18 protein-coding genes are annotated in these 24,195 nt (G+C 35.8%); all 18 read right to left on the bottom strand.

The window, feature by feature from the left end:
• Nucleotides 1-147 precede the first annotated feature (147 nt).
• Nucleotides 148-2,040: a DNA mismatch repair endonuclease MutL gene (gene mutL / locus SLH52_RS08190; protein WP_320208769.1), complete on the bottom strand. Its 1,893-nt coding sequence runs from the start codon at nucleotides 2,038-2,040 to the stop codon at nucleotides 148-150.
• Nucleotides 2,041-2,306: 266 nt separating this feature from the next.
• Complete coding sequence (mutS, locus tag SLH52_RS08185) at nucleotides 2,307-4,895, bottom strand: DNA mismatch repair protein MutS (protein ID WP_320208768.1); 2,589 nt, start codon at nucleotides 4,893-4,895, stop codon at nucleotides 2,307-2,309.
• Between the two features lie 554 nt (nucleotides 4,896-5,449).
• Nucleotides 5,450-6,013, bottom strand: a complete 564-nt coding sequence (locus SLH52_RS08180) for an outer spore coat protein CotE (protein WP_320208767.1) — start codon at nucleotides 6,011-6,013, stop codon at nucleotides 5,450-5,452.
• A gap of 726 nt (nucleotides 6,014-6,739) precedes the next feature.
• Complete coding sequence (locus SLH52_RS08175; RefSeq protein WP_320208766.1) at nucleotides 6,740-7,171, bottom strand: RicAFT regulatory complex protein RicA family protein; 432 nt, start codon at nucleotides 7,169-7,171, stop codon at nucleotides 6,740-6,742.
• Between the two features lies 1 nt (nucleotide 7,172).
• Complete coding sequence (gene miaB / locus SLH52_RS08170) at nucleotides 7,173-8,711, bottom strand: tRNA (N6-isopentenyl adenosine(37)-C2)-methylthiotransferase MiaB (protein ID WP_320208765.1); 1,539 nt, start codon at nucleotides 8,709-8,711, stop codon at nucleotides 7,173-7,175.
• Between the two features lie 184 nt (nucleotides 8,712-8,895).
• Nucleotides 8,896-9,762, bottom strand: coding sequence for a 2-oxoacid:ferredoxin oxidoreductase subunit beta (locus SLH52_RS08165; protein WP_320208764.1), 867 nt, complete (start codon nucleotides 9,760-9,762; stop codon nucleotides 8,896-8,898).
• The gene (locus SLH52_RS08160; protein WP_320208763.1) at nucleotides 9,763-11,502 is read right to left on the bottom strand and encodes a 2-oxoacid:acceptor oxidoreductase subunit alpha; all 1,740 of its coding nucleotides are present in this window, start codon (nucleotides 11,500-11,502) and stop codon (nucleotides 9,763-9,765) included.
• A gap of 385 nt (nucleotides 11,503-11,887) precedes the next feature.
• On the bottom strand, nucleotides 11,888-12,811 hold the full coding sequence (locus SLH52_RS08155; RefSeq protein ID WP_320208762.1) for a dipeptidase: 924 nt from the start codon (nucleotides 12,809-12,811) through the stop codon (nucleotides 11,888-11,890).
• A 286-nt stretch (nucleotides 12,812-13,097) separates the two neighbouring features.
• Nucleotides 13,098-13,358, bottom strand: a complete 261-nt coding sequence (gene spoVS / locus SLH52_RS08150) for a stage V sporulation protein SpoVS (RefSeq protein ID WP_119116493.1) — start codon at nucleotides 13,356-13,358, stop codon at nucleotides 13,098-13,100.
• A 631-nt stretch (nucleotides 13,359-13,989) separates the two neighbouring features.
• On the bottom strand, nucleotides 13,990-14,784 hold the full coding sequence (locus SLH52_RS08145; RefSeq protein ID WP_320208761.1) for a TIGR00282 family metallophosphoesterase: 795 nt from the start codon (nucleotides 14,782-14,784) through the stop codon (nucleotides 13,990-13,992).
• Nucleotides 14,785-14,861: 77 nt separating this feature from the next.
• A complete protein-coding gene (rny, locus tag SLH52_RS08140; RefSeq protein ID WP_413785498.1) occupies nucleotides 14,862-16,433 on the bottom strand; it encodes a ribonuclease Y in 1,572 nt (523 codons plus the stop codon).
• A 759-nt stretch (nucleotides 16,434-17,192) separates the two neighbouring features.
• On the bottom strand, nucleotides 17,193-18,233 hold the full coding sequence (gene recA / locus SLH52_RS08135) for a recombinase RecA (RefSeq protein WP_320208759.1): 1,041 nt from the start codon (nucleotides 18,231-18,233) through the stop codon (nucleotides 17,193-17,195).
• Nucleotides 18,234-18,562: 329 nt separating this feature from the next.
• The gene (locus tag SLH52_RS08130; RefSeq protein ID WP_320208758.1) at nucleotides 18,563-19,801 is read right to left on the bottom strand and encodes a competence/damage-inducible protein A; all 1,239 of its coding nucleotides are present in this window, start codon (nucleotides 19,799-19,801) and stop codon (nucleotides 18,563-18,565) included.
• A gap of 143 nt (nucleotides 19,802-19,944) precedes the next feature.
• On the bottom strand, nucleotides 19,945-20,523 hold the full coding sequence (pgsA, locus tag SLH52_RS08125) for a CDP-diacylglycerol--glycerol-3-phosphate 3-phosphatidyltransferase (protein WP_320208757.1): 579 nt from the start codon (nucleotides 20,521-20,523) through the stop codon (nucleotides 19,945-19,947).
• Between the two features lie 79 nt (nucleotides 20,524-20,602).
• Complete coding sequence (locus SLH52_RS08120; protein WP_320208756.1) at nucleotides 20,603-21,496, bottom strand: helix-turn-helix domain-containing protein; 894 nt, start codon at nucleotides 21,494-21,496, stop codon at nucleotides 20,603-20,605.
• 20 nt (nucleotides 21,497-21,516) lie between these two features.
• Nucleotides 21,517-22,308, bottom strand: coding sequence for a DUF3388 domain-containing protein (locus tag SLH52_RS08115; protein WP_320208755.1), 792 nt, complete (start codon nucleotides 22,306-22,308; stop codon nucleotides 21,517-21,519).
• A 504-nt stretch (nucleotides 22,309-22,812) separates the two neighbouring features.
• The gene (locus tag SLH52_RS08110; protein ID WP_320208754.1) at nucleotides 22,813-23,073 is read right to left on the bottom strand and encodes a DUF3243 domain-containing protein; all 261 of its coding nucleotides are present in this window, start codon (nucleotides 23,071-23,073) and stop codon (nucleotides 22,813-22,815) included.
• 203 nt (nucleotides 23,074-23,276) lie between these two features.
• Nucleotides 23,277-23,999 (bottom strand): elongation factor P 5-aminopentanone reductase, encoded by a 723-nt coding sequence (gene ymfI / locus SLH52_RS08105; RefSeq protein ID WP_320208753.1) that lies wholly within the window; start codon nucleotides 23,997-23,999, stop codon nucleotides 23,277-23,279.
• Between the last annotated feature and the right edge of the window lie 196 nt (nucleotides 24,000-24,195).

Below are 24,195 nucleotides of genomic sequence, written 5' to 3'. Positions count from 1 at the left end.
TTTTTTATGGGTCAACAAGTTTACGACAAAGTCGCAAGATAACTATCAGCGTTCTAGAAGGTAAAGAGAAGTCTATGTTGACTATTGTTGAGTCAACATAGCTCTATTATATTAGCATTGTTAATTCTTATTACTCATTGTTTAAATTTACATAACTCGTTTAAACATTTTTTCCATTTCATAGGTAGTATAATGAATGATGATCGGCCTACCGTGTGGACATGTAAATGGGTCACTCGAATGTCGAAGCTGTTCAAGTAAAGAAAAAATTTCTTCCTCCTTTAGATGTTGATTAGCTTTAATCGAAGCTTTACAGCTCATCATAATCGCAGCTTCTTCACGAAGTTTTTTCACATCAACTTTTTGCATGTGTAGTACTTGTTCAATCATATCTTCAATGATCGTTGTCTCATCTCCTACTGGGAACCAAGTTGGGTGAGATCGAACGATGAAACAATGGTGTCCAAAAGGCTCTAACAACACCCCACATTGGGCTAACTCTTCTTTATACTCATTTATTAGTACATATTCATCTTGTGAATATTCTAAAGTTAGTGGCAACAACAGCTCTTGAACCTCCGAAGTAACTTGACCGACTTTTTCACGAAAGTATTCATATTTAATTCTTTCTTGAGCAGCATGTTGGTCGATAATATAAAGACCTTGTTCATTTTGAGCCAAAATGTAAGTTCCATGCATTTGGCCAATAGGGTATAGTGGCGGAACACGTTGCGTATGATCCGCAACAAAATCATCAAAACCCTTTAATTCTTCTTCCTCGACCTCAATAACATTGTGGCCATTATCTATTTGTACTCTTTTCGGTTCAAGTGATGCATTATAAACATTATTTTCATCATGCATAAACTCATCTTCATTTTCCTTAATGACATCAACAACGTTTTCACTTTGTGAATGAATACCTGTTTTCTTTTCTACATGTAAAACAGGTTCAACGTGGACATCGTTCCTTAATTCATGATGTTCCAACGTAAAATCTTGTTGAACTGTCCGTTCTTTTCTCTGTGTAAATTGGTTTACTTCAGGAATGAGCTGCTTAGTTTTAAATTCTTTTTCAATCTGTGACCCTATTAAGTCGTTCAGCTCAGATTCCTTACTAAGTCGCACCTCAAGTTTCGAAGGATGGACATTTACATCTATTAATAAAGGGTCCATGTTAATTTCCAATACGATGATTGGATATCTACCGATTGGTAGTAATGTATGATAACCTTTTTGAATTGCCTTCACAATAGAGTAGTTTTTTATATATCTCCCATTTATCATCGTTGAAATGTAATTCCTTGATGCTCTCGTAAGTTCTGGTAATGAAATGAATCCCTTCATCTCAAAATCTAAAGATTTAATCGATATTGGAATCATTTTCTTTGCTATAGATACACCATATATCGCTGCTATTACTTGTTTCAAATTACCATTGCCATTTGTTAAAAGTAGTTTTTTTCCATTATGAATTAATTTAAATGAAATCGATGGGTACGCTAAAGCTAATCGATTAACGATATCAGTAATATTTCCTAGCTCGGTATTAATCGTTTTCATATATTTTAATCTAGCTGGTGTATTATAAAACAAATTGGACACTGTTATATCGGTGCCTTTACGACTATCAGTACGATGATGACTAGCGAGCTCGCCACCTTTAATAGAAATATACGTACCCGCTTCTTCACCCGTACTCGTCTTCATCTCTAGTTCGGATACTGATGCAATACTAGGTAATGCTTCACCTCTAAATCCTAGCGTCCGTATTCTAAACAGGTCGTTTTCATCTATAATTTTACTCGTAGCATGACGTGAAAAAGCCACAAGGCAATCATCTGGTTCGATGCCATCTCCATTATCAATCACTCGAATTTTTGCTAATCCTGCCTCTTCTAGTTCAATTTCGATAACAGTGCTATGCGCATCTATTGCATTTTCAACTAATTCTTTTACAACTGAGGCTGGCCTCTCAACTACTTCCCCAGCTGCAATTTTATTAGCAAGCTGATCATCTAATTCAATAATTTTCCCCACTGTATCACCTCCAATCTTATCATTTATAAAAGCTCTCTTCGTAAACTAAGTAGCTATTGTTGAAAACCATGGTCAGCATGATGAGTTTTATGAAAGCTCAATTGTTGTAAAAATTGAAAAGATGCACGCTAGATAGCTACGCGTTTATACCTTAAGCGAAAAGCAACAATCAATACGAAAAAATGCTATCTAGACTATTTAAATATTTTATATGAACGATATTAACGAGGTTAGCTTCCTTTTTTCGTTTTGTCCACTTATAAAAATCACTTCAATTTCTTTTGAAATTCATATAGTTTATTTATTGCATCCATAGGTGTCATGTCTAATAAATCAAGTGATTTTATATCTTTTAACATCCGCTTCTCTTTCGTAGATAGCTTTTCTTCAATATGCTTATTTGTCCTTTCTTCTTGAACAAATAATGATAATTGTTCTTTAGGCGCATGATCCACTTTAATATTAGGTTCTGATTGACTAGCTTTTTCGAGTATGGCTAGTACCGATTTTGCACGATCGATTAAAGCGTCAGGAAGCTCTGCTAATTGTGCAACATGTATACCATAGCTTCTATCAGCTGCACCCTCTTTTATTTTATGGAGGAATACGACTTTCCCATGTTCCTCTATTGCACTCACATGGATATTTTGTAATTTTGCTAAATCATTCTCTAGTACTGTCAATTCATGATAATGAGTTGAGAATAACATCTTTGCACCAATGTTGTTATGAATGTATTCAATAATAGCTTGTGCAAGTGCCATGCCATCATAAGTAGATGTACCTCTTCCAATTTCATCAAATAAGATTAAACTATTTTTAGAGGCATTCATTATGGCATTATTTGCTTCCAGCATTTCTACCATAAACGTACTTTGACCAGAAATTAGATCATCAGCTGCACCAATACGAGTGAAAACCTGATCAAAGATTGGCAGGACAGCTTCTTGGGCTGGAACGTAACAACCAATTTGAGCAAGAATAGACGTTAAAGCAACTTGTCTCATATACGTGCTTTTCCCTGACATATTTGGACCAGTAATTAACAGAATCTCTCTATCATCATTCATTACACAATCATTCGGTACGTACTGCTGAAGTTGTAGAACTTTCTCTACGACGGGGTGACGCCCATCTTTGAGAAAGACCTCCCCATTATGAGAGAAAGATGGCTTACAATAATGCCTTTCCTCACTAACTGTCGCAAAGCATTGCAATACATCGAGCTCACTAATAATTTGAGCCAATTGCTGAATGCGAATAATATTATTTTTTACTTGTTCACGAATGTGAAGGAATAGCTCGTACTCTACTTCAACAATTTTTTCTTCTGCTTCAAGTATTAATGCTTCTTTTTCTTTTAACTCTGGCGTAATAAACCTCTCTGCGTTTGTTAATGTTTGTTTACGCTCATATCTTCCTTCTGCTAATAAATGAAGATTTGCCTTAGTAACTTCAATATAGTAACCAAATACCCGGTTGTAACCAACTTTCAACGATTTTATGCCTGTTAGCTCACGTTCCTGTTTTTCTAAAGCCGCTAACCATGACTTGCCATTCTTACTAGCATCTCTTAGTTTATCAAGAGTCGGATCATACCCATCTGCAATAATGTCACCTTCCTTAATCGTAAGTGGAGGGTTTTCACGCAAAGAAGCTTCTAATAACTCAGTCACTTGTTCACACGGATCAATTTTTTCAGCAAGTTCACCACAATATGCATGATCAAGTGTTGTTAATAATTGCTTTATTGCTGGTATTTGTTGTAATGACTTTTTTAGTTGGACTAAATCTCTTGCATTTACATTACCAAAGGCTACTCGACCTGCTAAGCGCTCTAAATCATAAATTTCCTTCAACATATCCCGAAGCTCAATTCGCTCAAAATATGAATTTATAAAAGTTTCCACCATATTTAAGCGATCATCTATCGCTTCTTTATTGATGAGGGGTTTGTCTAACCATTGTTTAAGGCGTCGTCCTCCCATCGCTGTCATCGTGTCATCAAGCAACCACAATAAAGAACCCTTTTTCCCTTTACCTCGAATTGTTTCGGTTAGCTCTAGATTCCGTTTTGAAAAGTAATCTATTTTCATAAATTGATTTGTTTCATAGACTTGGACTTCTTGCAAGTGTTCTAAACTACGTTTTTGTGTTTTCTTTAAATAGTTTATTAAGCGGCTAACTGTACGTATTAGCTTGTCATCATGTAATTTGTTTACTATGTTTAAAAATTCATTATCAAGGAAGATATTATCTTCGAATGAAAATGTTAATTGGCATCGTTCTAATAATTTTATTTTTAGCTCTTCTGGAAATTGTGAGTCAACAACAACCTCTTTTGCATTTATTGAATAAATTTCGTTAATAACATCATTGAATTGCTGCGATATAATGGTAACTTTGCTCTCACCAGTTGTTAAATCGATGTGAGAAAGACCGAAACTATTATCATCAAACATCGATATTGATGAAAGGAAATTATTATCTTTTTCCATAACTCCCTTGCCTTCCATCACTGTACCTGGTGTAATGAGCTGAACTACTTCACGCTTAACAACACCTTTTGCTTGTTTTGGATCTTCAACTTGCTCACAAATTGCTACTTTATACCCTTTTGTTATTAATTGTTCAATATATCCGCTTGCAGCATGATGTGGAACTCCACACATCGGAATGCGCTGTTGGTCTCCACCATCTCTACTCGTTAATGCGATCTCTAACACCTTAGATGCATTGACTGCATCATCGAAAAACATTTCATAAAAATCCCCAAGACGAAAAAATAAAAAGGCATCTTGATAATCTGCCTTTATCTTTAAATATTGTTGTATCATCGGCGTATAGCTTGCCATTGTTATCCCCCAAATATTCCTATTATTAAGCACTATTTATTATAACATATATAGGAGCATTTCTTTATTACATTGGTTGTTTCAACATAAAAAGCTAAGGCACTTTTCGTTAACTTTGTTCTTTTTCACTAATAGTATAAACTCCGATATGTATATGGGATTAAAAAAGCCCTTAGAGAAGAAAAGATGCCTCGATCGCTAGATCTATACGTGTTTTTAACTTCTTACGTAAAGTACTAGCATTGCGAAAACCCCTTTAGCTAAGGCTCTTTTCGTTAACTTTGTTCTTTTTCACTAATAGTATAAACTCTGATGTGTATATGGGATTAGAACAGCCTTTAGAGAGGAAAAGATCCTAAGATAACATGTATTATGTATAGTACGAAAAGCATCCATTAACTTAACAAACTAACCGCCTTAAACAACCTTCTGAAGCCTGTCTAAGTGATCATAAAACGTATTAATGACAAAGGAGTTTATTTTAAATAAATTCAAAATGTTGAATTCCCTTTTGACAAACAAAAAACTAGGAAGTCTGGCTCCCTAGTTTTTTATTATTCTTCTACGTCTTCTATAAGAAAATCAGGATTTAAATCTTCAAACTCTTCATCATCCAATTCCTCATCGTCTAACTCTTCATCATCCCATTCTTCTTCTTCGAACTCTCCATCAGGATCAATGACAACCCAGACTTTCGTTTCTCCAATTACTTCCGCTAGAAATTCCCGCTCCACTTGAACGATTACTTTATTACCATTTGGAGAAATAGTCGCTTCCAAAGTATTAGGCTGCTGCAGAACTTTTGCTACAACTTCTTGACCACCGTCTAAATAATTTTCATCTTTGTATTTTAATTTGATCACATCTGTATATGCAACTTTTTCTGTTACGACTTCTGTTTTCGTATTATCACTGAATGAATACCATACATTAATGTCATAAGTACCATCTAATTCAACAGTTGAATCTCGTTTTTTTGCCTCATATTGGTGGTTTATAATCCAACAACCTAAAATACTAGTAGGTTTATGGGACGGAGAAAATGTGTGTGTAGCTTGGGTGAACTTACGCCCTCTTCCTATTACAGCTTTAGTAATAATTTCTCTATGTTGTGACATACAAGTATACCCTCCTCAATCAATCTTCTTTCCATCCTATGCAGGGCAAATGACTATTGTGCCTATTACAAAAACAATTATGTGATGTATTAAATATAGCCGTATAGTTCATTGTATGTCGCAAAATCTAGATATGTACCTATTTTTAAAATTTATTTAGAAAAAAAGCGTAGACGGATTTGTTCATTTACCCGAAGTTATCTTTTGACATAAGTTCAATAGGTGTGATTGACTCTTGAATATAGAGAACACGGAAGCTTCGTAATCTTTGGAGTTATATAATATGTAGGATTTTAACTTTAAGTGTGAGTGTTATAGTGTTCGTGAAGAGACTTGAGTTTGATCTACAATAATTAGCTTCGTAGACTTTGTTGCATTTTTTACTAAATTTGATCAGTTAGTAGCTATTAATTAATGGCTCTTTTCGTCTTTGTTGCTATTGTTATCTTTTAATTCCAAAAAAGTGGTTTACATTGTTAGTCATCGTTGTACAGAAAAATGATGCCAAAAAGAACAATCCATGTAAAAACTGCCTAATTAATTGTTACCGTCTTCAGAAAAAAAGATACCAGGAATGATATATATATTCGTATTTAACTTTTTGTGACATTCAACAATCCATACAAAGAAAGCCACCTGCTAGCTAATCTATTCAATTATCAACGAAAAAGAGCATTGAAATATATCCAATGCTCTCTTACCTTAAATAATAGATTGCTTAAAAGCTTAGTGACAACTGCTTCCACTACTTGCTTTAACTTTTGAGCCTGTCTCTCCACGGAGTACATCTCCACCGGTAGAGATAATTATTTCATCAGTAACTGTATTCGTAATTGTTGATGCAACAAGTTGAAGTAAATCATTCACATGAATTTGCGATGATTTAAATTCCTGAACGATTGGCAATTCATCTATTTCAGCATGAAGTTTATCAATTTTTTCTTCCACTTGTTTTAATGCCTCATGCTTACCATAATGTTGAAAATTAACTGCTTGTTTTTGCAAGCTCTTAATCAAAGCAATTGTTTCTCTTACTTTTTGATTTTCGTTAATTTTTTCTTCCGTTTGTTTAAACAGTTCTACTTCTTCAGTATCCGCGATCATCTTCGCTAAATCACGAGCACGTGCAACAAGATCGTCTTTAGTATACTTAGTCATCTTAATTCACCCCTGCTACTTCTTCTATCAATTCTCCATCTAATGTCCATGTTTTTGCTTGTGTGATCTTCACTTTTACAATTTGACCAATAACTGATTTAGGAGCTCTAAAATTAACAAGCTTATTCTTTTCTGTGTAACCCGCAAGCACTTCTGGATTATTTTTACTTTCACCCTCTACAAGTACTTCAACGATTTTACCTTCATGTTCTTTCATTTTTATAGCAGAAAATTCATTTACGAGTGCATTTAGTCTCTGCAAACGATCTTTCTTCACTTCCATCGGAATATTATCTTGCATCTTAGCTGCTGGAGTACCCTCTCTAGGTGAATAAATAAATGTATACGCAGAATCAAATCCAACTTCACGATACAATGATAGGGTTTCCTCAAATTGTTCGTCTGTTTCATTCGGGAATCCTACTATGATATCAGTCGTTAATGATACTGATGGAATAGCTTCTTTTATTTTTCTTACTAATTCTAAATAATGTTCACGAGAATATTTACGTGCCATAATTTTCAACACATCAGTACTCCCAGATTGAACAGGTAAATGAATATGGTCGACTAAATTTCCGCCTTTAGCTAATACTTCTATCAGGCGATCATCAAAGTCACGAGGATGGCTAGTAGTAAAACGGATACGAGCAACATCAATTTTTCTTAGTTCGTCCATTAATTCTCCTAACCCATAGTCCATATCTTCCAAATCTTTACCATATGCATTCACATTTTGGCCTAAGAGTGTAATTTCCTTGTAACCATTCCTAGCTAAGTGACGAACTTCTTCAATAATGTCTTCAGGTCGTCTACTGCGCTCTTTTCCACGAGTATATGGCACGATACAGTAAGTACAGAACTTGTCACAGCCATACATAATATTGACCCAAGCTTTAATATCCCCTTTACGCACTTTCGGGAGATTTTCGATAACATCCCCTTCTTTTGACCATACTTCAACAACCATCTCTTTGCTAAGCATAGCTTCTTTAACAATCTGTGGTAATCGGTGAATATTATGAGTTCCAAATATCATATCAACATGATGGTGTTTTTGTAATATTTTATTGACAACCGATTCTTCTTGCGACATACATCCGCAAACACCTAATAATACGTTAGGATTGTTCTTTTTTAAATGCTTAAGATGACCAAGTTCACCAAATACTTTATTCTCAGCATTTTCTCGTATCGCACATGTATTTAATAGAATAATATCAGCATCATCAACTGTATCTGTTGATTCATAGCCTAATCCTAGTAAAATACCTGCCATGACTTCTGTATCATGTTCATTCATTTGACAGCCATAAGTTCGGATATAAAACTTACGCCCAGTACCTATTCCGATCATGTCCTCTGGCAGTTCAAAATCACGCTGGATAAGAACATCTTCCTTACCACGTTTTTTAGCATCTGATAAAGACGGGGCCTGATAAACACTATCAAAATACTGACTATAATCCTTGGCGGATTTTTTGTCCGAAGGATTAGGTTGCTTTACTTGCTGTGATTCTAAGCGTTGCTTTTCGTTCATTATATATCTCCTTTCGTACATATCACTGCAAATCTAAAAATACTTACACACATTATCATAGTATAATGGTAATACAAATAATAAACAATAAAAACAAAGCTTTGTTACAAATTAACCACATATTTATAGGTAGAGAAAAAGCAACAAAACCGCTAGTGTTTTGTTGCTTTTCTTAATGGTCAAATTACATAAATTCTGCTACGAGTTCATCGAATTTATCTTTGCTAATACTTAAATCAGCATTTGTTAACGGATCTTCACTATAGCCATAAACCAACTCTTGGTATGATGGTTGCTCGTTGTTCTGATAGATTAATCCAGTCACTAAACCGTTATGCTCCATCAATGTTTGCATCGCTGTCATACGATTGTTAGGATCATATTCTTCAATCGTTTTTAGACTTGTTAGATTTTCTTTAAACCAATCATACGTATTCGTTTTATTGTACGTAACACATGGGCTAAATACATTAATTAACGAGAATCCTTTATGATTAATTCCAGCTTCAATTAATGAAGTTAACTCTTTTAAATCGGTAGAAAAACTTTGTGCAACAAATGTAGCTCCTGCAGTTAATGCCATCTCCATTACCGATAAGGAAGATTCAATTGAACCTTTCGGTGTACTTTTTGTTTTAAACCCTACTTCACTACGTGGTGATGTTTGACCTTTTGTTAAACCATAAATTTGATTGTCCATGACAATGTATGTTACATCGATATTTCTACGAATCGCATGTACTGTATGCCCCATACCAATGGCAAAGCCATCTCCATCTCCACCTGAAGCGATGACAGTTAAATCACGGTTAGCCATCTTCACGCCTTGAGCTATAGGTAAAGAACGACCGTGGATACCATGGAACCCGTATGAATTAATATATCCAGAAATACGCCCTGAACATCCAATACCTGATACTACTGCTAATTCCTCAGGTTGTAAGCCAACATTCGCAGCTGCTCTTTGAATGGCAGCTTGAACTGAGAAATCACCGCACCCAGGACACCAATTTGGTTTGACATTATTTCGAAAATCTTTAAACGTCGCCATTTAGAACATCTCCTTGCATTTTGTGTGTATTTCATGTGGCAGGAATGGATTTCCATCATATTTTAAGACTGATGTTATTTTCTCTCCGAATCCTACGTTCATTTTCATAATACTTGCAAGTTGACCTGTAGCGTTATTTTCAACGACAACGACCTTTTTCGCCTTTTGAATAAGCGGTTGAATCTCATCAGTTGGGAATGGATGCACTAAACGAACGTGTGCATGATTCACCTTGATACCGTCTTCTTCTAAACGTGTCATCGCTTCTTCAATCGCTCCACGTGTGGAATTAAAACCAACGATTAACAAGTCAGCATCTTCGTGTTGAACGTTTTTATAGACGGGTGTATCAAATTTCAACTTATCAAGTTTACGGAATCTTTTATCCATTTGTAATTGACGATTTTCTGCATCTTCAGATGGTTTTCCAGTTTCAGCATGTTCAACACCCGTTACATGATGTATACCATGTTTCGTTCCTGGTACAACACGTGGTGAAATACCATCTTCAGTTACTTCATAACGCTTAAAGTAAGCTTTATTTTCTAATTCAGGTAATTCTTCATTAAGTTGAAGTTTACCACGACGAATTTCAATTTTATCATAATCAAGTGGCTCTACTGTTTGTTTTCCAAGAGACAGTTGCAGATCTGTTAAAAGAATAACTGGACATTGATACTCTTCTGCTAAGTTAAATGCTTCTATTGAATCGTAGAATGCTTCCTGCACTGTACTTGGGGCCATAACGATTTTTGGAATTTCACCATGTGTTCCATAAATCATTGCCATTAAGTCTGACTGTTCTTGTTTAGTCGGTAATCCAGTACTTGGCCCTCCGCGCTGTGTATCAACAATAACAAGTGGAGTTTCAGTTATACCAGATAGTCCAATTGCCTCCATCATTAACGATAGACCAGGTCCAGCTGACGCAGTTAGAGTTCTTACTCCCGCATAATTAGCACCAATTGCCATTGTACAAGCAGCAATTTCGTCTTCAGTTTGTATAACTGTTCCACCAAATTTAGGTAGCGTTTTAATTAAATACTCCATTATTTCAGAAGCTGGTGTAATAGGATATGCAGGCATAAATCTAGCCCCTCCAGCTAATGAACCTAATGCAATCGCATCGTTACCTATCATAAACAGACGCTTTTTACCATCTGCTTTTTCAATTTTCATCTCTTTATTACTGTTACCGAGCTGTTGCTTCATAAAATCAGCGCCTGCTTGAATTGCTTCCATGTTTTTATCGACAATTTGTTGACCTTTTCGGCCAAACTTTTCGTCAATTACTTCAAAGAACACCTTCGTGTCAATATCAAGTAGCTCACTAGAAGCACCTACAGCAACCATATTTTTCATTAACGAAGTGCCTAAATCAGTTGCAATCTCCGTGAATGGAACCGCATACAATGCTACTTTTGAATCATCTGGAATGGTCGGGTTAAACTTTGCATCAGCAATTACAATCCCACCATCACGTAACTCACTAAAGTTAACATCAATTGTTTCTTGGTCAAATGCTACTAGTATATCTAAATCATCAGAAATAGCACGAACCTGAGTTGTACTAACGCGAATTTTGTTATTCGTATGACCACCTTTAATACGTGAGGAAAAATGGCGATACCCATATAAATAATACCCTAATCGGTTTAACGCTACTGAGAAAATTTCTCCTGTACTTTCAATACCTTCCCCTTGTTGTCCGCCAACTTTCCATGAAAGTTGATTGATCATGTCTTACACCCCTTTGGAATACGTTCAATATTATATATTTAACAGCATTTGTTTGAGAATGTTCAAAAAGTATCAGTCATACAATGGTTTGATATTCTCCTCATACCCGCTCATTTTGTATTTACACATTTAAAGCGCATACAAGTAAATTATTGGTACCTTCATCATTTTCTTTCCCTTTTGAACATGTACAATTTGTTATAGCACGTTCCAACCAAGACACTTACATGGCAATCTAAAATGTTTTTGATGAATAACAATTATGAAATGTTTGGATGTACTAAACGCTTACAATTCTAGACCTATAATCAAAAAATTGCAAGTGTTTCAACATAAAATTTGTCGATTATATGAATAATTTTTTTGTTTTCTAAAAAATCATTTATTATTCAGGTAAATGTTCTACAAAATTTTGATATAAAAAACTTCTTACTAACTCATCGCTATAATATTTATGTAATTCTTCAATTAAATGCATATAGCACTTAAAGTTTCCCATACCTCTTACTGTTGTAGAAATGCCATCGAAATCAGAACCAAACCCTATGTTCTTAGCTCCGCCTAAAGAACATAAATGTTCTACATGTAACAATATATCTGTTATGCCTGCATGACCGTGTACGGATAAAAACTGTGGAACGAAGGTAACACCTATCATGCCATCTTTCTCGATCATAGCTGTAATTTGATCGTTATGTAAATTGCGCGGATGGTCACAAAGCTTATAACAATTCGAATGTGATGCAATTGGATAGTCCGCTAATGCCATTACGTCCCAAAATCCTTGCTCTGATAAATGAGAGACATCTGTCCATACTTTTTGGTCATTGAATGTTTGAACAACCTCTTTTCCAAATGATGAAAGACCAGCTCCTCGCTCTTCTAAAATACCGTCAGCTACAGTATTGCCATAATTCCATGTTAAACCAACAGAAGAAACACCTAGCTGGAGGAGAGTTTTTAACCTAGTAATACTCCACCCTATACAATCGCACCCTTCAAGCGTTAACATAGCACCAATTTCATTACTATTTAAGGTATTAATATCTTGTTTTGTTTTAACTAGTTTAATATGATCATATTTAGCGATGATTTGATTATAAAATATATCTATCATTTCTAATGCGACGTCAAATTTATCTATATTACTGACAGATTCAGGAATGTAAATCGCAAAGCATTGTATTTTACTTTTTGTCGCAACCATTTGCTCGTAAGTTATATGTAATGACTTGTCATTTTCGAATGAAATAGATGGATTGAGCCACATCTTTAATAAAACATCGCAATGTGCATCAAAAATGTTCATTCTTAATCCTCCTCTTTTATCATAAGAGTTTTCTCGGCATTATCGACGGTTTTCGTAAGAACATCTTACATGTATATAAACTAATCCCACTTGGCATCTTTTCTTCTTTGCGTATATCATATCAACTGAGGATGGGGACTCATGTGTCCATCTTTACGATCGTATCACCTGTACAATGAATAGCAGCGTGGCTAACTGTATTTTCTTCACAGTATAAAAACAACCTGTTTGCAGTATTCGCAAACAGGTTTATGCTAACTTCTAGAGTAAAATTCTAACAATGAACCTAGCGAGGTTCAATAATCAATTTGATTGCCGTCCGTTCTTCTCCATCAATTTGGATGTCCGTGAACGCTGGGATACAAATGAGATCAACACCACTTGGAGCTACAAAACCTCTTGCTATCGCTACCGCTTTCACTGCTTGGTTTAATGCACCTGCCCCAATCGCTTGAATCTCTGCTGCCCCTCTTTCTCGTAGTACTCCTGCAAGTGCACCAGCCACAGAATTAGGGTTAGACTTTGCTGAAACCTTTAATATTTCCATTCCTAGTTCCTCCTTGTTTTTTACTGTGAATGATAAGTGTTCAGTAGAACATTTTGTATATATATAAGCCCATTGATACTATATTCAGTAGTCACATATAGTATTCCTGCAAGTTTTTAATCTTTTATCAAAAAATTCACAAAAATCTTAATTTCTGGAGAAACAAGGTTAGGAAAATAGGTTTTTATTACAGCCAAATGACTAGCAAATCAACAACTCTGGATAAATCCCTTTTCGAATTCAAAATCAATATACGGTTTAAGAAATAAATACGTTTTCATTACAGTTGTTTTATGTAAGAACGAACAATCACATATTACCTATTTGAAAAATCAACAAAATTGACGAAAGGATGACTTCGCATTGATTGTTGCTTTTCGTTCTAAGATATAAGTACGAATACATCTTGCCTTCGTGGCACCTTTTCTTCTGTACAACAATGACTAACATATATAACCACTTTTAATGGTACTAATTTGATAACAACAGCGACAGAGTTGACGAAAAGAGCCTTAGCTTACGTACCAAGTTATAAACACATGTAGATCTAGCAAACGGGGTATCTTTTCTTCTCTAAAGACTGTTCCAATCACATATACACATCAAAGTTTATACAATTAATGATAAAAATTTAATCAAAGTATGGATGATCATCATTAATAATAATACGGTTAATCCCTTTAGCTCTACCAGTTTTGTTGTCAATATCAATGACTACAGCATTAAGTTGAGCTCTTCCATCGGTTACTTCGAACCGAACAGGGAGATTAGTCAAAAAACGCTTCAAAACTGCTTCTCTGTCAACACCTAATATTCCATCATATGGACCTGTCATACCTACGTCAGTTATATATGCAGAACCTTGAGGTAGTATGCGATGATCGGCCGTTTGCACATGTGTATGCGTTCCTACAACAGCAGATACCCTTCCATCTAAATACCAACCCATTGCTTGTTTTTCACTCGTGGCTTCCGCGTGAAAATCTACAAAAATGATTTTAGTTCGCTTTCTTGCTTCTTCAATTAATTCATCAGCTTTTGTAAATGGGCAGTCATTTGGATTTAAAAATGTCCTTCCTTGTATATTAATAATGGCAACCTCACGACCTTCACAAGGGATATAAACGATGCCTTTACCTGGTACACCTTCTGGAAAGTTTGCAGGGCGTATCATGTATTTCGCAGAGTCAATAAACTCAAATATATCTCTGTTATCCCACGTATGATTACCAAGTGTAACCGCTTGTGCTCCAGCCTTAATAAAACCGTGGTATATTTTTTCAGTTATCCCTTTACCCCCTGCTGCATTTTCACCATTAATAATAGTAACTGAAGGAAAGTATTTCTTTTTTAATTTAGGAACATATTCATTAACCATATCTCTTCCTGGTGAGCCAACTACATCTCCAATAAATAAAATTTTCATTTTTTCGACCCCTTTATATTTGTACAATTTATTATCAGTTTTGCCAAAACAAAAAAAATAAAGTGGTAAAAACCACTTTATTTTGCATATTCGACAGCTCGTGTTTCCCGAATCACTGTCACTTTTATGTGACCTGGGTAATCGAGCTCATCTTCGATTTTCTTTCTAATCTCACGAGCTAATCGATGAGCTTCCAGATCATCAATCGAATCTGGTTTAACCATAATTCGAACTTCACGCCCAGCCTGAATTGCAAATGATTTCTCAACACCATCAAATGATTCAGAAATCTCTTCAAGCTTTTCGAGACGTCTTATATAGTTTTCAAGTGTTTCACTTCTTGCTCCAGGTCTTGCTGCAGATAATGCATCGGCAGCAGCTACTAATACTGCAATAATAGAAGTAGGCTCTGTATCACCATGGTGTGAAGCTATACTATTAATAACAATTGGATGCTCTTTGTATTTCATAGCTAATTCTACACCAATTTCAACATGACTACCTTCAACCTCATGATCTATAGCCTTACCAATATCATGAAGTAAGCCTGCTCGACGAGCTAGTAACTCATCCTCACCTAACTCAGCTGCCAACAACCCTGACAAGTATGCGACTTCCATTGAATGCTTCAACACGTTTTGACCATAACTCGTTCGGTACTTAAGTCGACCTAATATTTTGATTAAATCTGGATGGAGTCCATGTACACCTACTTCAAATGTCGTTTGTTCACCAATTTCGCGAATATATTCATCCACTTCTCTTCTCGATTTTTCAACCATTTCTTCAATACGAGCAGGATGAATACGTCCATCTTGAACAAGCTTATCTAAAGCAATGCGAGCCGTTTCACGTCGAATCGGATCGAAGCCAGATAAAATCACTGCTTCAGGTGTATCATCGATGATCAAATCAATACCTGTTAACGTTTCTAGAGTTCGAATATTTCTACCTTCCCGACCAATGATACGTCCTTTCATTTCATCATTAGGCAGATTTACGACAGAAACTGTAGATTCCGCTACATGATCAGCCGCACAACGTTGAATGGCTAATGATAAAATGTTTTTTGCCTTTTTATCAGCTTCTTCTTTAGCGCGACTTTCTGCTTCTTTGATCGTAATCGCAACATCGTGTGCAAGCTCTTTTTCAACATTGCTAAGAATGATTTGTTTCGCTTCCTCACGTGTCAAACTAGAAATACGTTCAAGCTCTGTACGTTGTTTGTTAAACATCATTTCCACTTTGCTTTCCATCTCTTCAATATGCTGTTGTCTTTGACCTAGAGAATCCTCCTTTTTTTCTAACACACTCTCTCGCTTAGATAAAGATTCATCCTTACGATCAAGATTCTCTTCCTTATGCATTAACCGATTTTCTTGTTTTTTTAGTTCGCTTCTTCGATCACGAATTTCTTTTTCTGCTTCTGTTCGAAGTTTGTGGATTTCATCCTTTGCCTCAAGAAGCGCTTCTTTTTTAAGCGCGTCAGCCTCTCGATTTGCATCGTTAATAATTTGTTCAGCAGCGCTTTTTGCGCTTGTGATTTTCGCCTCATTAGATTTACGAACAAGTGAGATATAAAGAACAACAACTGCACCGACTATGGCAAGCAAAATGGCGATGATTATAATGGGATTGAGATTGTCCATCATTTCACCTCCTCTTGCTATATACTTGTTTCTTGCTAGATTCAAACTGTCGGCATGTAATTTTTCCCTTAATAAATTCCAACATGCACAATGGCTTTTCAAGTTCCAATACTAGAGGCTGTTATAAGCCTGGAAAAAGACTGTGAATTTACTCAATATCGTTGGTAATTTATTGTTAAATACCTACACAAGTAATTTCATCGTGTGCTTCATAAGTACGTGGCAACTATTTCATTGCACTTGCACCTGACACCAACCGATCGCTCCTTCTTCCTATCTGTCCTCCAATTTTGTTTGAAAAAATTCTTAATAGTAACAATTGTAATATTAACAAGCATGTATAATATACATACTAATTGTAAAGGTGGGTAATTTTATTGTCAAGGCCTGCCACTGCCATCTTTCCTTAATATTGGAAGAGAGCGCACAAACCTTGACTTGAACAGCGACAGACTTTCTGCAAACCTTAGTCCTACCACCTTATAAACTGGTAGATGATTTACCATACTATGTCCTGTTGTTGAAAGCTATTGAATAGAACTAATGATAAATGTAGGCACTTTTCGTAAACTTTGTTGTATTTTTTCACTTACATTTAAATAACTGATGAGTTTTATATGACTTTCATAATCTTTGATAAGAAATGATGCGCCGATCGATAGCTATATTTGTGTTTAGCTTTTTTTATTAATACGAAAACAGCGTAAATGAAAAAGAAGGATACTTCATGTAGTATCCTTCTTTTAGAGCTTATGTTGTTTACTCTTTTAATTCGAGTTCACTTTGAGAATCGTCGCCCACCGGCTCTGTTGTATTGTTAAGGCCGTAGTGTTCTCGAATTTGTTCGTGTATTTGTTTTGATATGTCCGCATTCTCCGTTAAGAATTGTTTAGCGTTTTCTCGCCCTTGCCCTAGACGTTCACCTTCAAACGAGTACCAAGATCCGCTCTTCTGGACAATATCGAGCTCAGAGCCCATATCAAGAATTTCTCCCTCTTTGGAAATTCCTTCACCGTACATAATATCAACCTCGGCTATTTTAAACGGAGGTGCTATTTTATTCTTTACTACTTTTAATTTCGTTTTATTACCTACGATATCATTTCCTTGCTTCAGTTGTTCAGCTCGACGAACCTCTAAACGTACTGAAGAATAAAACTTTAACGCACGACCACCAGGTGTAGTTTCCGGATTCCCAAACATAACACCAACCTTCTCACGAATTTGGTTAATGAAAATAGCAATCGTTTTAGATTTATTTATTGCTCCTGAGAGCTTACGTAAGGCTTGAGACATAAGACGTGCTTGTAAGCCAACATGAGAGTCTCCCATCTCCCCTTCAATTTCAGCCTTTGGAACGAGCGCTGCAACTGAATCGATGACTAAAATATCAACAGCACCACTTCTTACAAGTGCTTCAGCAATCTCTAACGCCTGTTCACCTGTATCAGGTTGAGATAGCAATAGTTCTTCTATGTTAACACCTAGCTTTTGTGCATAAATAGGGTCTAACGCATGCTCAGCATCGATAAATGCAGCTTGACCGCCTTGTTCTTGCACTTCAGCAATCGCATGAAGTGCAACTGTTGTTTTACCAGAGCTTTCAGGTCCGTATATTTCAATGATACGACCACGTGGATAACCACCTGCTCCAAGTGCAACATCCAATGCTAATGAACCACTAGGAACGGTAGAGATTTGACGTTCCGACTGCTCACCTAACTTCATTATTGATCCTTTACCAAATTGTTTTTCTATTTGCTTTAACGCCATATCTAATGCAGCTTGACGATCACTCACATTTATTCCTCCTCATCTCCATTACTACTTATACTATACCTTGTTTTTGGACATTTGCCAAGCAAAAAACGAACATCTATTCGTTTTTTTATTCAAAAGTGAATTCAATCAGCAAACTAGAACATTGTTGGGTAAAGTAGATTTGGGGATCTAAAACTTAGGCTCTTTTCGTATACTTTGTTGCTTATAGTTACTTAAATAGCAGGTATAGATATCGTTTTACTAAACAGTCATCGGTTTATAGTAGCAAAGATGCACATCGTACTAATTATATTCGTGTGTATATTTTAATTCAAAGAAACTACAAAAGTTGGGTAGCCCATAGCTTATTATTTTTTCAATTGTTTGAGTAAATAATAGTATCCATATTTAATAGCTCTTTCTCTAATCATTTGTCTAGAACCAGCCAATTTCAATGAATAGACTTCTGTAGGATGATCATTGATCGAAAGCCCAATAAAGACCGTTCCTACATCTTTACCTTCCACGCTTTGTGGTCCAGCAACTCCAGTAAAGCTAATTCCACAGTCAGAGTTACATGATTTCCTCACATGCTCAGCCATTTGTTGTGCACATTTTTTACTGACGGCACCTTCCTGTACAAGTGTCGTTCGGTTAACATTGAGTAATGTTTCCTTCATATCATTCGTATAAGCTACAATTCCACCTTTAGCTACAGATGAAGAACCAGGAACAGCTATTAACTCACTCATGAACATGCCTCCAGTTAAACTTTCAGCGCTAGATATCGTCATTTTTTTTTCTTGTAAAACAGCTACCGCATGTTCTAATAGTGAGGTGTTTTCATAACCATAAAAATATTGACCAACACGACTTAGTATTTCTTGTTCTGTATCATTAAGAAGCTCATTAGCTATGTCTACTGAGGAATGTTTAGCTGTCAATCGAAGTTTTACTTCAAAGTCAGATGCTAACGGAGCAATCGTTGGATTCACTTGCTTATCAATCAAATCTTCAATCTCAGTTTCCAACTTTGACTCACCAATTCCAAAGAATCTTAATACGCGAGATATGATTCTCTCACGAACACCTAAGAGGTTATTGAGATATTCTGTCCCGTATTTCAAAAACATTGGTTGCATTTCCTTTGGAGGGCCTGGCAATAGCATATATGTAACTTGATCCTTCGTTATAGCCATTCCCGGTGCCATCCCATGGTCATTAAGCAATACCGTTGCATTTTCTAGAATAACAGCTTGCTTTTTGTTATTGTCTGTCATTTTACGATTTACTTTTTCATAGTACGCTTCAATTCTTTTAAGTGATTGTTCATGTGTGACTAGCTGTTGCTTTAGCATAGATGCCATCGTTTCCTTAGTTAGATCGTCTTTTGTTGGGCCTAACCCTCCAGTGAAGATAATCAATTTTGATCGCTGCTTTGCTGTTTCAACGACCCTTTTTAACCGATCTTGATTATCACCAACTACAGTATGAAAATAAACATTAATTCCTAGCTCTGCTAATTGTTTCGATAGGAATTGTGCATTTGTATTCGCAATTTGTCCTAATAATAACTCTGATCCAACTGCTATAATCTCAGCGTTCATGTCATCCCCCCGTAAAAATAGCATGTGTTATAGCAGGTTGAAGACTGCTACATTATGTTCCTTTAACTTTATGAGGATGAGAAGGAAACCCGTCTCATCCTCATAAAATTTACTACTTCGGCTTATCATCTCAATATGCTGGTTTACTTTGAGTTAGCAAATACATGTTTATTTTTCGCAAAATAGTCCCACCCAGACCAAATTGTGAAAAATACTGCGATCCATAGTGCTATATCAGCAAATGGAATCGACAATGCTTCAAAAGGAATATTATGTAATAGCAATGCAGAAACGGCTACAATTTGCGTCCATGTTTTAATCTTGCCAAGCATGTTTGCAGCAACAACTTCACCACCACCTGCTAGAACAAGTCGTAAACCTGTTACGGCAAATTCTCTACTTATAATGACTATGACCATCCATGCAGGTGCCAATTCAAACTGAACGAGTGTTATAAGCGCCGCTGACACTAATAGCTTATCAGCTAGAGGGTCTAAAAATTTTCCTAAGTTGGTGACGAGATTAAATTTCCTTGCATAATATCCGTCAATCCAATCAGTCGTGGAAGCAATAATAAAAATGATAGCACCAATGAAATGAGTAACAGGTATCTCTCCTCCGCCTATTTGTAATTGTCCCCAGGATAGCGGTGCAAGCATAATCACCAAAAACACTGGAATTAACAAAATACGTGAAACGGTAATCTTATTTGGTATATTCACAAATTCTTCCTCCTTCATAACTTACATGTACAATAATATATCAGAAAAAGTCAAAAAAGCCATCAAAATGATGACTTTATTAATTATTGAAGAGGATTTCCATAGTTTGGGTTGTTCCTCCCTCATTTGGAAACTCTACCAGTTCTCCATTTATATATATTTCTGTTACTGGTGTATAGCCTGACTTTAGTGATATTTTATTTTCTTTGCTCATATCGAAGGACAATGGTTGGTCATCCTCATTTAAGAAGTCATAATAAAACTGTTCGCCTTGGTCATTCCTAAGAGTAATCCAAGTATTTCCAGTTGATTTAATCTCTAAATTAAATTCTTCTGTATTAGATAACTTCATGGAAGAATTAGCGCCTTGCACACTTACTAATTCTAGCACCTGTTCTACTGCTTGCTCAGGCTCGTCCTCTTCTTCATCCTGTACATCAGTTTCTTGATCAGTGTCTTCTGCTGCAGGCTCGCTGCCCACCTCTTCAACTGGATCATTTTCTTCTGAATTATCTTCAACGACAATTTCACGGTCTTCTCCACTTTCCTGCGCTGGAGTACCATCTGAATTACCTAAAAAATTCAGTGCGATGAAGTAAATCCCTATAAGAAGACCGAAAACAAAAACTCCTGTTAATACTTTTGGTAGCAAATCTGCCACTTTTGAAGTTGTTGTTGGGGAAATCTGTTTACGACTCTGTACTCTCGACAGCTGACCAGGTAAATCTGAATTAGATAAGCTCGGGAGTTCATTTTCATATTGTTCAAAAATAACATCAGCATCTAACTCAACTGCTTCACAATACGATTTGATAAACGCACGCACGTAAAATTGTCCAGGCATTCGATCATAATTACCGTCTTCAATTCCGATTAGATAACGTTTTTGTATCTTCGTTAACTTTTGTAAATCGTCTATGCTAATATTTTTTTCTTCTCTTGCTTCTTTCAATCTTTTACCTAGTTCTGTCAATGAAAACACCTTCCAATTTGCTAAAAATCAAATGTAGATAAGCTAGATTCTTGTAACATTTGTGGTTGTTCAACGAGATCATACGTTATTTCCTCTTCAGGATTATTCCGTAGTTCAATAATATAATCGAAATCGTCCATCGTATATTCAGTATTTCGAACAAAAATATCCGGATGCTCAACTACCTTGACAGCTGGAAGCCTCATAATTTCACGAACTAGCTGCCAATGGCGTTCTGAAGCTCTTTTCGTTGATACAATACCGTCAATGATAAATAGATTATTTTCGTTATATTCGTCCTCAATGAGCTGACTTCTGACCGTTTGCTTAAGCAATGTTGAAGAGACAAATAACCATCGCTTATTTGCACATACGCTCGCTGCTACGACCGATTCAGTTTTGCCAACCCTTGGCATACCACGTATACCGATTAATTTATGACCTTCTTGTTTATACAATTCTGCCATAAAATCAACTAATACGCCGAGCTCATCTCTGACAAATCGAAATGTTTTTTTATCGTCCTCATCCCTTTGAATATAACGTCCATGTCTAACAGCTAAACGATCTCTTAGCTTCGGTTCACGTATTTTTGTCACTGTTATATTATCCATAGTTTGTAAAATTGATGCAAGACGCTCTATTTGTTCATTCCGATCACATCTCAATAATAACCCACGTCGATGGTCCTTAACACCATTGATTGTAACGATGTTAATAGATAACATCCCTAATAAAGATGACACATCCCCGAGTAAGCCAGGTCTATTTTTATGAATTTCGTATTCTAAATACCATTCTTTTTTTTGCATGCAAATCCCCCTATGCAGCACTATAAAAAAATATTAAGTTACGTATCACACATAAGTCTATAAGACTATAATAAATGATTTATATGTAATATAAAAGGGGCATTCTATACCCAATGATAATTAATTACTTTTTATACTAATTATTGTATCATTCAGGCTCTTTTCCTTTTTAAAACTTTGTAACGGTTGATATCATATAATAAGCGCAAGAACTTGTTTTATATGCTTTCCATAATTTTACAGAATAAATAATTCCATGTATGTTTATTGGGGAATGTTTATTTCTTTAACAAACAACATTCTCTGATAAAACAGCCATTTATTAATAAATGGTCCTGTTTACAATTTTGTTGAGGATATATGTAGCAGGTTACTCATTAGTGAAAAGTATATATCATTGTCAACCTCTTTTACAAAATCAGAACCATCATCTAGAATAGCTAAGAAGCGGTTTTACCCTTCCAATGTTACAATCAAATCAAAAAAGAGAGGAGTTCCCCCTCTTTAATGATTACCCCCATCATCTTCAACTAACTTGACCATCATATTCGCAATCGCATGCTGTTCCTCATTCGATGCTACGTGCCATAAATCAGCTAGTACTTTTTCTTGAGCATTTTTCGGTTCTACTTGGTTGGATAAATAATCGCCAATTTGATAAGCAATATCCGATACCGTGTTTTGATTCATGCCACTTTCTTGTGCTTGATGAAGTCGATCTGCTAAAAAGTCCTTCCATTGTTCAAAATTATCTAGCACAGACATACAAAAGCCTCCTTCATGTTTAGTCATGTATAGTTTGTTTCAATGGGAAAAATTTATACAAACTCGCTATGACATTTAAGTGAACTTTATGCAAGGTCTCTTCTCCATAGCTTTGTTGCAACTTTTTAGCCAATAAAGCAGCTATGAAAAAAGCTGTACAAAAAAAGCTACACATATAGATTACTATATGTGTAGCAATGATATTAACAATGCCACCCACCATTTACAGACAAAATTTGACCAGTGATATACGAAGCTTTCTTTGAAATTAGAAATAATGCGGTATCCGCAATTTCCTGTGGCGTTCCAACCCGTCCTAAAGGTATCTCTTCCTCTATACCTTCAATTTCTTCATTCGAAAAAATGTCTAGCATGGCAGTATTAATTGCGCCAGGTGCAATCCCATTCACTCTAATTCCACTTGGAGCAACTTCTTTTGCCAATGCTTTCACAAATGTGTTTTGTCCACCTTTAACCATAGAATAGAGTACTTCACATGAAGCCCCTGTTATTCCCCATATAGATGTAATAAAAACAATATTACCTCTTTTGTTTGAAATCATAGTTGGTAATAACGCTTTCGTAATAGTAAATGGGCTAGTAACATGCAGTTGGACCATTGCTGAAATATCTCGTTCATCCATATCAGTGATGAGTCCAAAATAACTATTTCCACTATTATGTATGACGATTTCTATATCATGTTTTATTTGTTCAAGTAGCTGATTTGGACCAGTTGATAATGACAAATCCGCTTGAATGCCAATAGCATGTACGCCTAGCTGTTCTATTCCATTAATCAACTTGTCAATTTCTAGTTTGCGTTGATGATAATGTACATATAATGAATAACCTTCCTCTGCTAATTTCTTAGCTATTTCCATACCGATGCCACCACTCGCACCAGTGATTAACGCGTACTTCAACTCTCCACTCCCTTTAATTCACAGACCCTTTTCGCATACTTTGTTCATTAGCATAGCTAGGACTGTCATCTTTGTTGAAGATGACAGGATGCCACCAATACGATATATACCGGATTTATTTGTCTTTAGTACGAAAATCAGCAAATCAAATCATTCATTTTATTTGCATGCGTCTCGATATGTCCTCGTTAACTTG

Origin of the sequence: Cytobacillus sp. IB215665, assembly GCF_033963835.1 — a bacterium.
Taxonomy (GTDB): Bacteria; Bacillota; Bacilli; order Bacillales; family SM2101; genus Nanhaiella.
Note: the sequence above shows the minus strand (reverse complement) of the source record. Positions and strands in the feature narration are given on the sequence as shown.

Bases quoted from the DNA above. Each gene is read 5' to 3' on its own strand.
- miaB (WP_320208765.1), bottom strand. From the start codon at position 8,711: ATGAACGAAAAGCAACGCTTAGAATCACAGCAAGTAAAGCAACCTAAT.
- SLH52_RS08115 (WP_320208755.1), bottom strand. From the start codon at position 22,308: ATGCAAAAAAAAGAATGGTATTTAGAATACGAAATTCATAAAAATAGA.
- SLH52_RS08160 (WP_320208763.1), bottom strand. From the start codon at position 11,502: ATGATCAATCAACTTTCATGGAAAGTTGGCGGACAACAAGGGGAAGGT.
- SLH52_RS08145 (WP_320208761.1), bottom strand. From the start codon at position 14,784: ATGAAAATTTTATTTATTGGAGATGTAGTTGGCTCACCAGGAAGAGAT.
- spoVS (WP_119116493.1), bottom strand. From the start codon at position 13,358: ATGGAAATATTAAAGGTTTCAGCAAAGTCTAACCCTAATTCTGTGGCT.
- SLH52_RS08155 (WP_320208762.1), bottom strand. From the start codon at position 12,811: ATGAACATTTTTGATGCACATTGCGATGTTTTATTAAAGATGTGGCTC.
- rny (WP_413785498.1), bottom strand. From the start codon at position 16,433: ATGGACAATCTCAATCCCATTATAATCATCGCCATTTTGCTTGCCATA.
- mutS (WP_320208768.1), bottom strand. From the start codon at position 4,895: ATGGCAAGCTATACGCCGATGATACAACAATATTTAAAGATAAAGGCA.
- SLH52_RS08165 (WP_320208764.1), bottom strand. From the start codon at position 9,762: ATGGCGACGTTTAAAGATTTTCGAAATAATGTCAAACCAAATTGGTGT.
- SLH52_RS08175 (WP_320208766.1), bottom strand. From the start codon at position 7,171: ATGACTAAGTATACTAAAGACGATCTTGTTGCACGTGCTCGTGATTTA.
- SLH52_RS08180 (WP_320208767.1), bottom strand. From the start codon at position 6,013: ATGTCACAACATAGAGAAATTATTACTAAAGCTGTAATAGGAAGAGGG.
- SLH52_RS08130 (WP_320208758.1), bottom strand. From the start codon at position 19,801: ATGAACGCTGAGATTATAGCAGTTGGATCAGAGTTATTATTAGGACAA.
- SLH52_RS08110 (WP_320208754.1), bottom strand. From the start codon at position 23,073: ATGTCTGTGCTAGATAATTTTGAACAATGGAAGGACTTTTTAGCAGAT.